At 60.4% G+C, this 15,433-nt stretch carries 14 protein-coding genes; all 14 read right to left on the reverse strand.

Annotation, left to right across the window (positions count from 1 at the left end; all coding sequences use genetic code 11):
* Positions 1–3 precede the first annotated feature (3 nt).
* The 14 genes from ACZZ0Q_RS15235 to flhB all read right to left on the reverse strand — a co-directional run bounded on the left by ACZZ0Q_RS15235 (position 4) and on the right by flhB (position 15,430).
* Positions 4–483, reverse strand: coding sequence for a chemotaxis protein CheW (locus tag ACZZ0Q_RS15235; protein ID WP_122451109.1), 480 nt, complete (start codon positions 481–483; stop codon positions 4–6).
* Between the two features lie 90 nt (positions 484–573).
* Complete coding sequence (locus tag ACZZ0Q_RS15240; protein WP_463541723.1) at positions 574–1,608, reverse strand: CheW domain-containing protein; 1,035 nt, start codon at positions 1,606–1,608, stop codon at positions 574–576.
* Positions 1,609–1,695: 87 nt separating this feature from the next.
* Entirely contained in the window at positions 1,696–2,484 is a 789-nt protein-coding gene (locus ACZZ0Q_RS15245) for a ParA family protein (RefSeq protein WP_122496990.1), read from the reverse strand.
* A 50-nt stretch (positions 2,485–2,534) separates the two neighbouring features.
* Positions 2,535–3,407, reverse strand: coding sequence for a flagellar motor protein MotD (gene motD, locus ACZZ0Q_RS15250; RefSeq protein WP_463541722.1), 873 nt, complete (start codon positions 3,405–3,407; stop codon positions 2,535–2,537).
* A gap of 14 nt (positions 3,408–3,421) precedes the next feature.
* Positions 3,422–4,162 carry a flagellar motor protein gene (locus tag ACZZ0Q_RS15255; protein ID WP_463536409.1) on the reverse strand — a complete coding sequence of 247 codons (741 nt, stop codon included), beginning with the start codon at positions 4,160–4,162 and terminating at the stop codon, positions 3,422–3,424.
* Complete coding sequence (locus ACZZ0Q_RS15260) at positions 4,162–5,295, reverse strand: protein-glutamate methylesterase/protein-glutamine glutaminase (RefSeq protein ID WP_463541721.1); 1,134 nt, start codon at positions 5,293–5,295, stop codon at positions 4,162–4,164. The genes ACZZ0Q_RS15255 and ACZZ0Q_RS15260 overlap by 1 nt, the downstream gene beginning before the upstream one ends.
* A gap of 132 nt (positions 5,296–5,427) precedes the next feature.
* The gene (locus ACZZ0Q_RS15265; protein ID WP_463541720.1) at positions 5,428–7,683 is read right to left on the reverse strand and encodes a chemotaxis protein CheA; all 2,256 of its coding nucleotides are present in this window, start codon (positions 7,681–7,683) and stop codon (positions 5,428–5,430) included.
* Positions 7,684–7,694: 11 nt separating this feature from the next.
* Entirely contained in the window at positions 7,695–8,483 is a 789-nt protein-coding gene (locus ACZZ0Q_RS15270) for a protein phosphatase CheZ (protein ID WP_122496980.1), read from the reverse strand.
* A 19-nt stretch (positions 8,484–8,502) separates the two neighbouring features.
* Positions 8,503–8,877 carry a chemotaxis response regulator CheY gene (locus ACZZ0Q_RS15275; protein ID WP_176947307.1) on the reverse strand — a complete coding sequence of 125 codons (375 nt, stop codon included), beginning with the start codon at positions 8,875–8,877 and terminating at the stop codon, positions 8,503–8,505.
* A gap of 84 nt (positions 8,878–8,961) precedes the next feature.
* Positions 8,962–9,708, reverse strand: a complete 747-nt coding sequence (fliA, locus tag ACZZ0Q_RS15280) for an RNA polymerase sigma factor FliA (protein ID WP_162998629.1) — start codon at positions 9,706–9,708, stop codon at positions 8,962–8,964.
* Complete coding sequence (gene fleN, locus ACZZ0Q_RS15285) at positions 9,705–10,535, reverse strand: flagellar synthesis regulator FleN (protein ID WP_108097029.1); 831 nt, start codon at positions 10,533–10,535, stop codon at positions 9,705–9,707. Before fleN ends, fliA begins: the two co-directional genes overlap by 4 nt.
* Before the next feature lie 114 nt (positions 10,536–10,649).
* A complete protein-coding gene (gene flhF / locus ACZZ0Q_RS15290; RefSeq protein ID WP_463541719.1) occupies positions 10,650–11,981 on the reverse strand; it encodes a flagellar biosynthesis protein FlhF in 1,332 nt (443 codons plus the stop codon).
* A gap of 15 nt (positions 11,982–11,996) precedes the next feature.
* A complete protein-coding gene (gene flhA, locus ACZZ0Q_RS15295; RefSeq protein ID WP_463542315.1) occupies positions 11,997–14,114 on the reverse strand; it encodes a flagellar biosynthesis protein FlhA in 2,118 nt (705 codons plus the stop codon).
* 179 nt (positions 14,115–14,293) lie between these two features.
* Entirely contained in the window at positions 14,294–15,430 is a 1,137-nt protein-coding gene (gene flhB, locus ACZZ0Q_RS15300; RefSeq protein WP_463382282.1) for a flagellar biosynthesis protein FlhB, read from the reverse strand.
* Positions 15,431–15,433 lie beyond the last annotated feature (3 nt).

A 15,433-nucleotide genomic window follows, 5' to 3' on the forward strand; every position in this document is an offset into this window, starting at 1 on the left:
GGGTTAGATGCTCTCCAGTTCGGACCACTCTTCTTCGGACATCATTTTGTCCAGCTCAACCAGAATCAGCAGTTCGCCGTTTTTGTTGCACACGCCCTGGATGAACTTGGCCGATTCGTCGTTGCCGACGTTAGGCGCGGTTTCCACTTCCGATTGGCGCAGGTAAACCACTTCGGCCACGCTGTCGACCATGATGCCAACCACTTGCTTGTCGGCTTCGATGATGACGATACGGGTGTTGTCGGTAACCGAACCGGAGTCCAGGCCGAAGCGCTGGCGGGTGTCGATCACGGTGACCACGTTGCCGCGCAGGTTGATGATGCCCAGCACGTAGCTAGGGGCACCCGGCACCGGGGCAATTTCGGTGTAGCGCAGCACTTCCTGCACCTGCATCACGTTGATGCCGTAGGTTTCGTTATCCAGACGGAACGTCACCCATTGCAGAATGGGATCTTCGGAACCTTGCGCGGACGTTTTCTTCATATCCCTAGCCTCATCAATGCCACTGTCATGGCGTACGGGTGTAACCCGCCGTTTACTTTAGCGCCCCGATTTGCGGGGCCGTTCAATCGGTTACTGCACGCGACCATCGCTGCCTAAGCGCTTGGCGGCGCCGCTGGCGATCAACTCGGCCAGAACGGCCACATCCACCAACGCACACATATGCTCGATAACGGTACCTGCCAGCCACGGACGCTGGCTGCGCTGACTGCGCCACTTGACCTCTTTGGGGTCCAGGCGAATCGAGCGACTGACCTGATGCACCGCCAGACCCCATTCGTAGCCTTGCACGGAAATCACATACTGCAAGCCCTGGCGGAAATCATCGCGGTAGCGGTCGGGCATTACCCAGCGCGCGGTGTCGAGTACACGAAGGTTGCCAGCCTGGCACGGGAGGATACCGAGGAACCAGTCCGGCTGGCCAAATAGTGGCGTCAGCTCCTGGCCGACTAGCGGGTAAATCGAGCCCAAACACACCAACGGCACCGCCAGCGTCAGGCCGGCGACGTCGAATAGCAGGCACTCGAACGGCTCTTCGCCCCAGCTCGGTTGGCCTTCGAGCTGCAACGGCGGCGGCGTGGGCGTCATGTCTGTCTGAATTTGCTGCTCGACGACCGACTCAACCACCGGCGGTGCGAGCACCACGGGTTTTTCGACGACGGGTTTTGCTTCAATCGGTTTTTCCGCCACCGGCTGCGCTTGCTCGACCAGCAAGGTTGGCATCAGCAACGGCTTGGGCATTTCCAGGGTAGGCAGGACCAGCGTCGGCCGCTCCAGCACTACCGCAGCAGGTCGGGCAGCCACGGGCGGCGCTTGCAGACGCGCGTCGCGCACCTGTTCTTCCAGCACAGCGGCTTCGAATTCATCTAGGGAAACGGCGTCGGACTCAACCGCCACCGGCTTCGGCTTGCTAACAGGCGCTGGCGCAGGCTGCATCGCACGCACGGGAGCCGCCACCGGCGCCGGTGCTGGCGCAACGACAGCAAGGCTCACCGGCTCAGCGGGAAACGCGTCGGCCAGTTCGGCAGCCGCTTCCTGCAGCAAGCCGTCCAGATAGGACTGCAAGGCCAGCTGCGGGCGATTAGCGGTAGCGGTAGGACGACTCATAGAACAAACCCGGTGAAATGGACTGACTCATATATCGGCAGCATCCGCCGCAGACTTGAGTCAGCCCTGATAGCAAAAATCGCCATGCTATGCGACCTGCGCAGACAGTTCGTGGCTGAGCAAGTGCTTGAGCAGCGCGCGATACGCCAGTACACCCCGGCTCTTGTCATCGAATTGTGAAGGCGTCTGCCCTGCCCGACTGGCATCGCGCAAGCGGGTGTCGACCGGAATGTAGGCGGGCCACAGGTGGTCCGGGTAGGCATTGCGCAGCGTGCGCAAGGTGCTTAACGAGGCCTGGGTGCGGCGGTCGAACAGGGTCGGCACGATGGTGTACGGCAAGGCTTGTTTGCGCGAGCGGTTGATCATCGCCAGCGTGCTGACCATGCGTTCCAAACCTTTCACGGCGAGAAACTCGGTTTGCACAGGAATGGCCAACTGCTGGCTGGCTGCCAAGGCGTTCACCATCAACACGCCCAACAAGGGCGGGCTGTCGATGATGGCGTGGTCGAAGTCATCCCACAGCTGCGCCAGGCTTTTGGCGATCACCAGGCCCAGGCCGCTCTGCCCCGGCGACTGCCGCTCAAGGGTGGCGAGCGCCGTGCTGGAAGGCATCAGCGAAATCAGCGGATGGCTGGTGGGTAACAGCAATTGCCCCGGCAACCCTTGCGGCACGCTGCCTTGGTGCTGGAACAAATCGAATGCGCTGTGCTCCAGCGAATCGGGGTCATGCCCGAAATAGCTCGTCATGGAGCCATGTGGATCGAGATCGACCACAACCACGCGCTTGCCCGCATCGGCCAACAGCCCTGCGAGTGCGATGCTCGTGGTGGTCTTGCCGACCCCACCTTTTTGATTGGCTACTGCCCAGACTCTCATGTTCGTTATCCTCCCGGCGCACCAAGGGCTTACCGAGAACAAGCGCCAACCTAAGGGGCCGGCGACGGGGAATTGACAGCACCGCCCGAAGGCGGCTGCACCGCAGGCGGTTGTGCAGGTTGTGTGCCAGCCCGCTCTAACGCGGCGTCGGGCTGGGCATGAGCACTGCCTACACCGCTCACGCTGCGTCGCACATCCAAGTTGCGTGACACCACCAGCACCACCCGGCGATTGCGCGCTCTTCCCTCTGCCGTCGCGTTATCCGCGATTGGCTGAAACTCTCCATAACCGACCGCTGCCAGGCGCCCGGCGTTCACGCCATCCATGGCCATCATTCTTACAATGCTAGCTGCCCGCGCCGTAGACAACTCCCAGTTCGTAGGAAATTGCGCGGTCTTGATCGGAAGATTATCTGTGAACCCTTCCACATGAATCGGATTCTCGTAAGGCGCCAGAATTTTGGCAACTTTTTCGATAATGGTGAAGGCCGTGTCGTTGGGAATGGCATCACCGCTGGGAAACAGCAGGCTCGAGTTCAACTCGATTTCAATCCACAACTCGTTGCCACGCACCTTCAATTCATCGCTTTTGATCAGGTCGCCGAACGCCGCTTTTACCGCATCGCTGATTTCCTGCAGGGCCTTGCTCGGGTCTTCGCCGTGGGCTTCGTCCTGGTCCTGCATCTTTTCAGGTTCAGTGGTCAGCGGCCTTTCTTCGCCGACCGGAATCGGTTTGACGGCGCGGTCGGGCTGGTTGAAAACGCCCACCAGCGTGTCGGAAAGAATTTTGTACTTGCCTTCGTTGATCGAGGAAATTGAATACATCACCACAAAAAAGGCGAACAGCAGCGTAATGAAGTCGGCGTAGGAGACCAGCCAACGTTCATGATTTTCATGTTCTTCCTGATGCCGCCGACGCGCCATAGTGAGCCCGACCTTTAGTCCATGAAGCCTTGCAGCTTGAGCTCGATGGAGCGCGGATTCTCACCCTCGGCAATCGAGAGAATGCCTTCCAGGAGCATTTCCCGGTAACGCGACTGGCGCAGGGCGATGGCTTTGAGCTTGTTGCCCACGGGTAAAAAAAACAGGTTGGCCAAGGCCACGCCGTAGATGGTGGCGACAAACGCCACGGCGATACCGCTGCCCAGCATGCTCGGGTCGGCCAGGTTGCCCATCACATGAATCAGGCCCATGACCGCACCAATGATGCCGATGGTGGGCGAGTAACCGCCCATGCTGTCGAACACCTTGGCGGCTTGAATATCGCGGCCTTCCTGGGTGTAGAGGTCCACTTCCAGAATGCTGCGAATGGCTTCGGGCTCGGCGCCGTCCACCAGCAATTGCAAGCCTTTGCGGGCGTAAGGGTCAGCCTCGACGTCAGCGACCGCTTCCAGACCGAGCAAGCCTTCTTTACGCGCCGTCATGCTCCAACCCACCACGCGGTTGATGCCGCCGGCCAGGTCGATGCGTGGCGGGAAAATAATCCAGCGCACCACGGCCAACGAACGTTTGAACACCGACATCGGCGTTTGCAGAAACGCCGCGCCCAAGGTACCGCCCACCACAATCAGAAAAGCCGGGCCATTGACCAGTGCGCCGACGTGGCCGCCTTCCAGGTAGTTGCCCCCCAGAATGGCAACGAACGCCAAAATCACCCCGATAAGGCTAAGTACATCCATCAGACACAGGCCTCCACCAGGTGTCGACCGATGTCATCAAGGCTGTAAACCGCGTCTGCGAGGTTGGCTTTTACGATGGCCATGGGCATGCCGTAAATCACGCAACTGGCTTCGTCTTGCGCCCACACCTGGCTGCCGCCCTGCTTGAGCAGGCGCGCGCCTTCGCGGCCGTCGGCGCCCATGCCGGTAAGCACCACGGCCAGAACTTTGTCGCCATACGCTTTGGAGGCGGAGCCGAAGGTGATGTCCACGCACGGGCGATAGTTCAGGCGCTCATCGCCAGGCAGAATTTTTACCGTGCCACGGCCGTCGACCATCATTTGTTTGCCACCGGGCGCCAGCAAGGCCAGGCCGGGGCGCAGTTGGTCGCCGTCTTCGGCTTCTTTCACGCTGATTTTGCACAGCTTGTCCAAGCGCTCGGCAAACGCCTTGGTGAAGGCGGCCGGCATGTGCTGAATCAGCACGATGGGCGCGGGGAAATTCGCTGGCAGTTGGGTTAGAACGCGTTGCAGCGCCACCGGGCCGCCGGTCGAGGTGCCGATGGCCAACAGTTTGTAAGGCTTGCGCTTGGGCGCTGCGCTGGAGCCGGCAGCAGGCGCTGCAGGAGCCGGCCGTGGCGCAACTGGCGCGGGGCGCGCAGGGGTGCTGCTGGTGGCGGTGCTGGAAGAGCTGGCGGCGGGCGCATGACTGGGCGCAGGTGCCGGCGCGGCAGCAGGCATACCGCTGTAGCGGCGATTACTGCGGGCGATGGTGTGTACCTTCTCGCACAGCAGTTGTTTGACTTTCTCGGGGTTGCGGGAGATGTCTTCGAAATTCTTCGGCAGGAAGTCCACCGCACCGGCATCCAGCGCATCGAGCGTAACGCGCGCGCCTTCGTGGGTGAGCGAGGAGAACATCAGTACCGGAGTGGGACAGCGCTGCATGATGTGACGCACGGCCGTAATGCCATCCATCATCGGCATTTCGTAGTCCATGGTGATCACGTCAGGCTTGAGGGCCAGGGCCTGATCGATCGCTTCGCGACCATTGGTGGCAGTGCCAACGACCTGGATATTCGAGTCGGCGGAGAGAATCTCCGAGACACGCCGGCGGAAAAAGCCGGAATCGTCCACCACCAGAACCTTAACTGCCATAACCGCTCCTTTGTACCCGCCCGAGACCCCGTTGGGCCGTCGCGCTTGGTGCTGCGCAAGCAGGCGGAGCGCTTATTTACGTCCCGTAAATGCCACGCTCCATGCCTTATCTACGCTGAGTGACACACCGCATCAGATGCGGCGTGCGTAACGCTTGAGCATGCTCGGCACATCCAGAATCAGGGCAATGCGCCCATCACCCGTAATGGTGGCCCCGGACATTCCCGGAGTGCCTTGGAGCATCTTGCCCAGCGGCTTGATCACGACTTCTTCCTGGCCCACCAACTGATCGACCACAAAGCCGATCCGCTGCGTGCCCACCGACAGAATCACCACATGGCCTTCGTGCTGCTCTTCGTGCTGGGCGCTGCTGATGAGCCAGCGCTTGAGGTAGAACAGCGGCAAGGCTTTGTCCCTCACGATCACCACTTCCTGACCGTCGACGACGTTGGTGCGCGACAGGTCGAGGTGGAAGATTTCGTTGACGTTAACCAGCGGGAACGCAAACGCCTGGTTGCCGAGCATGACCATCAAGGTCGGCATGATCGCCAAGGTCAGCGGCACCTTGATGACGATCTTGGTGCCTTGGCCTTTGGCCGAGTAAATGTTGATGATGCCGTTGAGCTGGGAAATCTTGGTTTTCACCACGTCCATGCCCACGCCACGGCCAGACACGTCGGAAATCTCGGTTTTGGTCGAGAAGCCCGGGGCGAAAATCAGGTTGTAGCATTCGGCTTCGCTGAGGCGGTCTGCGGCGTCTTTGTCGAGCACGCCCTTCTCCACCGCTTTGGCGCGCAGTACGTCGGGGTCCATGCCGTTGCCGTCGTCCGAAATCGACAGCAGGATGTGGTCGCCCTCTTGCTGCGCCGACAGCACGATTTTGCCGCCGCGGCTTTTGCCGGCGGCTTCGCGTTTTTCCGGCGACTCGATACCGTGGTCCACCGAGTTGCGCACCAAGTGAACCAACGGGTCGGCGAGTGCCTCAACCAGGTTTTTGTCGAGGTCGGTTTCTTCACCGACCAGCTCCAGGTTGATCTCTTTTTTCAGGCTGCGGGCCAGGTCGCGAACCAAACGCGGGAAGCGACCGAAGACTTTCTTGATCGGCTGCATGCGGGTTTTCATCACCGCGGTTTGCAGATCTGCCGTCACCACGTCGAGGTTGGACACCGCCTTGGACATGTTCTCGTCGCCGCTGTTGAGTCCCAGACGCACCAGACGGTTACGCACCAGCACCAACTCGCCGACCATATTCATGATTTCGTCCAGCCGCGCGGTGTCGACGCGCACGGTGGTTTCCGCTTCGGCGGCTGGGCCGGCTTTATCAGCAGCGGCAGCAGCAGGTGCCGGGGCTGGCGCAGCGGCAGGTTTAGCCGGGGCGACAGGTTTGGCCGGCTCGGCTTTCGCGGCGGGCTTGGGCGCAGGTGCAGCTGCTTTCGCCGGCGCGGCGGCGGCCGGCACTGGCGCCTGGGCAGCGGGTTCTACGAATTTCCCTTGGCCGTGCAGTTGATCCAGCAAGGCCTCGAATTCGTCGTCGGTAATGTTGTCGCCAGCGCCACTCGCCGCAGGCGTTGCCGCTGCTACTGGCGCGGCGGGCGCTTGCGGCTCAGCGGCGGGCTCAACGAATTTGCCTTTGCCATGCAACTGGTCCAGCAGCGCTTCAAATTCGTCATCGGTAATTTCATCGCCACCACCGGCAGCGGCCGGGGCCGCACTGGCAGGCGGCGCGCTGACCGGCGCAGCGGGCGCGGCAGGAGCAGCAGCGAACTGGCCTTTGCCGTGCAACTGGTCGAGTAGCGATTCGAATTCGTCGTCGGTAATTTCATCACCGCTGGCGGCTGCTACGGGCGCTTTGGGCTCGTCGTGCAGGGCATCGAGCAACTGCTCGAATTCGCTGTCGGTGATATCGCCAGAGGCTTCTGCCGCAGCGGGCGCCTCGGCAACGTCGGGTTCGGGTTCAGCCTCTGGTTCGGCAGTCGCACCGGCCAATTCTGCGGCACTCTGCGGCTCGGCCAAACGGGCCAGCGCCGCCAACAGCTCTGGCGTAGCCGGTGTCGGCGTGGTGCGTTCGCGCACTTCAGAAAACATGCCATTGACGGCATCAAGAGCTTCGAGAACGACGTCCATCAACTCCGAGTCAACGCGCCGCTCACCCTTGCGCAGGATGTCGAACACGTTTTCGGCAATGTGGCAGCACTCCACCAGCTCATTGAGCTGGAGGAAGCCGGCGCCACCTTTGACGGTGTGGAATCCGCGGAAAATCGCATTGAGCAGATTGGAATCATCCGGGCGGCTTTCCAGCTCGACCAATTGTTCCGATAACTGCTCAAGAATTTCGCCGGCCTCTACCAGGAAGTCCTGGAGGATTTCTTCATCGGCGCCGAAGCTCATCTGTGTGCTCCCTAGAATCCCAAGCTTGATAGCAGATCGTCCACGTCGTCCTGATTGGAAGCGACGTCTTCACGCTTATCGGCATGAATCTGCGGACCTTCACCATGAGAAGGCTCTTTTTGTTGTTCTTGCTCGGCGCGCAGCACGGCATGGTCGTGCTCGATACCCGCGAAACGGTCCACTTGGCTGGCCATAAGCACCAGTTTCAGCAGGTTGCTTTCCACTTCGGTAACCAGTTGCGTAACGCGCTTGATCACCTGACCGGTGAGGTCCTGGTAATCCTGGGCGAGCAGAATGTCGTTGAGATGCCCCGACAATTTGCTGCTGTCACGTTCGCTTCGGGCGAGGAACAGTTCGATGCGTTTGGCCAATTCGCGGAAAGCTTCGGCACCCAACTCGCGGCGCATAAAGCGACCCCAGTCGGCGCCCAGCGCAGTGGCTTCATCGTTGAGGTCGTTAACCAGCGGCGCGCTCTGCTCCACCAGATCCATGGTGCGATTGGCCGCTTTCTCGGTCATCGTCACGACATAGTTCAGGCGTTCAGTGGCGTCGGTGATTTGCGACACTTCCTTGGCATGTGGCACGCGTGGGTCAAGCTGGAAATTGACGATGGCGTTGTGCAGCTCACGCGTCAGTTTTCCCACTTCGTGGTAAAGACCACGATCACGCACTTTGTTGAGCTCATGAATGAGCTGCACCGCTTCGCCAAAATTACCTTTTTCAAGGCTATCAACGAGCTCGCGGGCATTGGATTTTAGGGACGACTCAAGGTCGCCCATGGGTAGATCGTCGTGCGCCATATTGCCCCCACGGCCGGGATCAGCCGTTAACACGCTCGAAGATTTTTTCGATCTTCTCTTTCAGCACTTGAGCTGTGAACGGCTTCACTACGTAGCCATTCACCCCGGCCTGCGCCGCTTCGATAATCTGATCGCGCTTGGCCTCGGCGGTCACCATCAGCACCGGCAGGTGCTTGAGACGGTCATCGGCGCGAACCGCACGCAGCAGGTCGATACCGGTCATTCCCGGCATGTTCCAGTCAGTGACGAGAAAGTCGAAGCTGCCGCTTTGCAGCATGGGTAAAGCGGTGGTTCCGTCATCAGCCTCAGCGGTGTTGGTGAATCCCAAGTCACGCAAGAGGTTCTTGATGATCCGTCGCATCGTTGAGAAGTCGTCAACGATGAGGATTTTCATGTTTTTGTCCAAGTCGACCTCCGTACAGTCCTAAACGCACCCAGCACCTGGATGCGCGTTGAATCGAGAAACTGGCAGTGCCGCTCAGCTAGCGCGCCACTCGCTCAAGCGTGCACGCAAACGAGCGGCACACTGGCTATGCAACTGGCTGACCCGCGATTCGCTGACCCCCAGCACTTCGCCAATTTCCTTGAGATTCAGTTCTTCGTCGTAATACAGCGACAACACCAACTGTTCACGTTCAGGCAGTCCAGAGATGGCCGCCGCCAATGCCGATTGGAAGCGTTCATCTTCCAGATCGCGCGAAGGCTCGAAGTGGGTAATGCCAGCGTCTTCACGCAGACCTGTGTGCTCGCCGTCCTGAAGAAGGTCGTCGAAACTGAACAAGCGGCTGCCCAAAGTGTCGCCAAGAATGCCGTAGTAATCCTCGAGACTCAATTGGAGTTCGGCCGCAACTTCTTGATCTTTAGCGTCTCTGCCCGTTCGGGCTTCAATTTTTCTAATTGCGTCACTGACCATGCGACTGTTGCGGTGCACCGAACGCGGCGCCCAATCGCCCTTGCGTACCTCATCCAGCATAGATCCACGTATACGAATGCCGGCGAAAGTTTCAAAACTGGCGCCTTTGCTGGAGTCGTATTTCTTAGAGGCTTCAAGCAGACCGATCATGCCGGCCTGGATCAGATCTTCCACCTGCACGCTTGCCGGCAAACGTGCCAGCAAGTGGTAGGCGATGCGTTTGACCAGAGGCGCGTAACGCTCGATCAACTGGTGCTGGGAGTCCTGCGCCTGTGCCTTGCTATACATACGGAGCCCATTGCCTGATGTCATACGGCCGTATCAGCAAGCGGTTGCTGGACCAGACGCTCCACGAAGAACTCCAAGTGCCCACGCGGATTGGCTGGTAACGGCCAGGTGTCGACCTTCTGCGCGATGGCCTTGAATGCCAGCGCGCACTTGGAGCGAGGGAAGGCCTCATAAACTGCGCGTTGCTTCTGTACCGCCTTGCGTACCGACTCGTCGTAAGGCACAGCGCCGACGTATTGCAAGGCGACGTCGAGGAAACGATCAGTCACTTTGGTCAGCTTAGCAAAGAGGTTGCGACCTTCCTGTGGGCTGTGCGCCATATTGGCCAGCACACGGAAACGGCTCATGCCGTGGTCGCGGTTCAGCAGTTTGATCAGGGCGTAGGCGTCGGTGATGGAGGTGGGCTCATCGCACACCACCACAATCACTTCCTGGGCCGCGCGCACAAAGCTCACCACCGCATCGCCAATACCGGCAGCGGTGTCGATCACTAATACGTCGAGGTTGTCACTGATGTCGCTGAACGCCTGAATCAGGCCAGCGTGTTGCATGGGCGTGAGCTGCACCATGCTTTGTGTGCCGGAGGCTGCCGGCACGATGCGGATGCCACCCGGCCCTTGCAGCAGCACGTCGCGCAGTTCGCATTCGCCACTGATGACGTCAGCCAGGGTGCGCTTGGCCGACAGGCCCAACAGCACGTCCACGTTGGCCAGGCCCAGGTCGGCGTCCATCAGCATCACACGCCGACCAAGGTCAGCCAGGGCCAGGGAAAGATTGACCGAAACATTGGTCTTGCCGACGCCACCCTTGCCGCCGGTCACCGCGATCACCTGTACGGGATGCATACCCATGTTATCTACACACCTTGTCTAGCTCGACTGAGGCCACTTGGCTGATTACGTTCAGGCTCGGCACCGGGCCAATCTGAACGACTAAATTTCGTTACTGCCTTGCTCTACAGCGAATCAGCCTGCGCGACGCGCCGGGTTCTGGTACAGCCCGGCGAACATGTCGGCCATGGCGTCTTCACTGGGCTCCTGAGGCGCCTGCAAACTCACGGCCCGACTCACCAACTGATGACTGCGCGGAACGTGCAAGTCATCTGGAATGCGCGGACCGTCTGCCAGATAGGCTACCGGTAGATGCTGGCTTATAGCCAGACTTAAAACCTCGCCCAAACTGGTTGCTTCATCGGCCTTGGTAAGAATACAGCCACTCAGACCGCAACGCTTATAGCTATGGTAGGCCGCCTTGAGCACTTGGCTCTGGCTGGTAGCGGCCAGAACCAGATAATTTTTCGATTTGACCCCACGACCGGCCAAGGTTTCCAACTGCATGTGCAGCGCCGGATCATTACCCGGCAAGCCGGCGGTATCGATCAGCACCACGCGTTTGCGCGCCAATGGCTCGAGCGCTTGGGTCAGCGAGGTGCCGGGGTCCACTTGGGTCACCGACACATTAAGAATGCGACCCAAGGTTTTCAGTTGTTCCTGGGCACCGATGCGGTAGCTGTCCATGCTCACCAGCGCCACGTGTTGCGCGCCGTATTTCAAAACATAACGCGCCGCCATTTTTGCCAGTGTAGTGGTTTTGCCCATACCAGCCGGACCAACCAGGGCGATCACACCACCCTCTTCCAGCGGCTCGACTTTTGGCGTTTTGATCGCGTGGGCCAGGTGGGCAAGAATCATGCGCCAGGCCTGACGCTGCTCGGACACGGCAGACACCCGCTCCAGCAGCACGCGCGACAATTCTGCCGGCAAGCCCATGCGTTGCAGACGACGCCACAGCGCAGCCTGTTGCGGACGGCGACTTTGCATCTGACCCCAGGCCATCGAGCCCAGTTGCACTTCAATCAGCTCGCGCAGGCCGTTCAATTCGAAACGCATGGCGTCGAGGCTGCGTTGGTCGGTTGCCACCGCCTTCGCAGGTTGCGGCGCCGGTGCGGCAGCCGGTTTTGGTCGCTCAGGGCGAACAAACGAGGCCGGCAACTCGGGCGCCACGATGGACTCATTGGCGAACAACTGGCCGTCTTTCATTTTTTCGCCGGCCACACGGGTGGCCAGATCGGCTTGCGCCGACACCAGCATCGACTGCGTGCGACGCAACTCGTTCTCAAGCTCAGGGTTCGGCTGGCGTGCAGGAATCACCGGCGCCTGGTAGTCCAGGGCAGCGGTCAATTCCACGCCTCCGGCGACACGGCGCGTGCCGATGATGGACGCATCGGCGCCCAGCTCATCGCGAACCAACTTCATGACTTGACGCATATCGGCGGCGAAAAAGCGTTTAACTTGCATGACCTAAGCCTCAGTTCAGTTCTGACCCACCGTGGCAACGATGGTGACCTGCTTGTTGTCTGGGATTTCCTGGTACGCCAACACGTGCATGGTCGGTACTGCCAACCGTGCGAACCGCGAGAGCATCGCCCGAACCGGACCGGCTACCAGCAGAATCGCAGGCTTGCCGAGCATTTCCTGGCGTTGCGCGGCGTCCACCAGGGAACGCTGCAGCTTCTCGGCCATGCTTGGCTCCAGGAGAATGCCATCCTCGGAGCCTTGACCGGCCTTCTGTAGACTATTGAGCAATATCTGTTCCAACCTCGGCTCCAAGGTGATCACAGGCAGCTCCGGCTCTAGTCCCACAATGCCTTGCACGATTGAGCGCGACAGCGCGACACGCACCGCTGCCACCATGGCGGCGGGATCTTGACTCTTCACGTTGCTAATCGCTTCGGCGATAGAACGGATATCGCGAACCGGCACCTGCTCTTGCAGCAACGACTGCAACACCTTGAGCAAGGTCGACAGCGAGACCACGCCCGGCACCAATTCTTCGGCCAGTTTCGGCGAGCCCTTGGCCAGCAATTGCAGCAGCTGCTGCACTTCCTCATGGCCGAGCAATTCATGGGCGTGCTTGTGCAGCACCTGGTTCAGGTGCGTGGCGACCACGGTGCTGGCGTCGACCACGGTGTAGCCCAACGACTGCGCCTGATCGCGCTGGAACTGGTCGATCCAGACCGCATCCAGGCCGAACGCCGGATCTTTGGCGGCCACGCCGTTGAGCGTGCCGAACACCTGGCCGGGGTTGATCGCCAGCTCGCGGTCCGGGTAAATCTCGGCTTCGGCCAGGCTCACGCCCATGAGCGTCAAACGGTAGGCGTTGGGCTGCAAATCGAGGTTGTCGCGGATGTGCACCGAGGGCATCAAAAAGCCCATCTCTTGCGAGAGCTTTTTACGCACGCCCTTGATCCGCGCCAGCAGCTGGCCGCCTTGGTTGCGGTCTACCAACGGAATCAGGCGATAGCCCACTTCCAGGCCCACCATGTCCACCGGCGTTACGTCATCCCAACCGAGTTCTTTCACTTCCTGAGCGCGCTGGGCCGGCAGCAGCTCTTGCTGGCGCTGCACTTCGGCCACTTCGGCCACCTTGAGTTTGCGTTGCTTGTTGGCGATCCAATACGCGCCACCTGCGGCCAGAAAGCCCAGGCTGAGAAAGGAGAAATGCGGCATGCCAGGCACCAGGCCCATGGCGATAATCAGCGCAGCGGCGACGCCCAAGGCTTTGGGCGAGGCAAACATCTGGCGAGTGACTTGCTGACCCATGTCTTCGGAGCTGGAAACACGGGTCACCATGATCGCGGCGGCGGTGGACAGCAGCAGCGATGGAATCTGCGCCACCAAACCGTCACCGATGGTCAGCAAGGTGTAGATGCGGCCAGCGTCGCCGAAGCTCAGGTCGTGCTGAACGATACCGATGGCCATGCCACCGATCAGGTTGATAAACAGAATCAGCAAACCGGCGACGGCGTCACCGCGCACGAACTTGCTGGCACCGTCCATGGAACCGTAGAAGTCCGCTTCCTGGGCCACTTCACTGCGGCGCAGCTTGGCTTGAACCTGATCGATCAGGCCGGCGTTGAGGTCGGCGTCAATCGCCATTTGTTTGCCGGGCATGGCGTCGAGGGTGAAACGCGCGCTCACCTCGGAGATACGGCCGGCACCCTTGGTGACCACCACGAAGTTGATGATCATCAAAATCGCGAACACCACGATACCGACCACGTAGTTACCGCCGATCACCACCTCACCGAAGGCCTGAATCACCTTACCGGCGGCGTCGTGGCCTTCCTGACCGTGCAGCAACACCACGCGGGTGGAAGCCACGTTGAGGCCCAGGCGTAGCAGCGTGGCGGCCAGCAGAATGGTCGGGAATACGGCGAAATCCAGCGGGCGCAACGCATAAATCGCCACCAGCAGCACGACAATCGAAAGCGCCAGGCTGAAGGTAAATAGTACGTCGAGAATGAACGGCGGCACCGGCAACATCACCATGCCGAGCATCACCAGCAGCAACAGCGGAATACCGATATTGCCGTGCCGCAAGCCCGCCAGGTTGCCCCGAACATCGCCGATCAGTTGTGCGCGATCTATTGCCACAAGCCCATTCCTCGCCATTCAAACTTTTGACGCAAACGCGTCGCTAGCGGGGCTTTTGCAAGAAGTCGTCCAACTTTGGGATTGGGGCTTGAATGCTTTTTTGTAGGAGCGACCTTGGTCGCGAACGGGGTTTGCAGGGTTCGCGACCAAGGTCGCTCCTACACGCCCTTCAGTTACTCATCGCGACGCAGGTCTGGCGGAATGGGCAGATCTTTCAGGGGATCAGGCCGCTTGCCTTTGCCCGAACGGAACTGGCGCAACTGGTAGACGTACGCCAACACCTGCGCCACGGCAAGGTAAAGCCCCGCCGGAATCTCGCGATCCAGATCAGTGGAGTGGAAAATCGCCCGCGCCAGGCCAGGCGATTCCAGCACCATCACTTTGTGTTCATTGGCAATTTCGCGAATCTTCAGCGCCACAAAGTCGCCACCTTTGGCCAGCAGCACCGGCGCACCACCCTGCTGCGGGTCGTACTTGAGCGCGACGGCAAAGTGCGTCGGGTTGGTAATAACCACGTCGGCCTGAGGCACGGCGGCCATCATGCGGCGCTCAGCCATCTCCCGCTGCATCTGGCGAATCCGCTGTTTGACCTCGGGCTTGCCCTCGCTGTCTTTGTATTCGTCGCGGACTTCCTGCTTGGTCATCAGCATTTTTTGCCGGTTGTCCCAGAGCTGGAATGGCACGTCGACGGCGGCGATGAAAATCAGCCCCCAGGCCATCCACATGGCGCTGCGCCCCACCACCGTGATGCTGTGCATGATCGCCGCTTCCAGCGGCTCATGGGCCAGGGCCAGCAGGTCGCGCTTGTCGGCGTTGAGCACCGCCAGCGCCACCATCAGCACCAGGGCGAACTTGGCGAGGGCTTTGAGCAGCTCCAGACCGGCCTTGGCCGAGAACATGCGCTTGATGCCAGGCAGCGGGTTGAGCCGCCCGAAGTTCGGCGCCATCGACTGCGGCGAAAACAACCAGCCACCCAAGCCAATCGGCCCGAGAATCGAGGCCACCAGCAGCACGACGAAGAACGGGAACAGCGCCATCAGGGCGATGTAAATGGCGTTCTCGAACTGCAGCGCCATGCTGCCGTTATCCATCAGCAGCTCGCGGCTAAGGGAGAAGTTCTCTTTCATGATGGTGGCCATGGCATCGCCCATGGCGCCGCCGTAGCTCATCAGCGCGCCAACGCCCGCCACCAGCACGACAAAGGTATTGAGCTCGCGCGACCGTGCGATCTGGCCCTTCTCTCGCGACTCGCGGCGTCGCTTGTCCGTGGGCTCTTCGCTCTTCTCCGCGCCATTCTCGTTCTCGGCCATGGC

It is taken from the genome of Pseudomonas sp. AC070, from assembly GCF_979258635.1.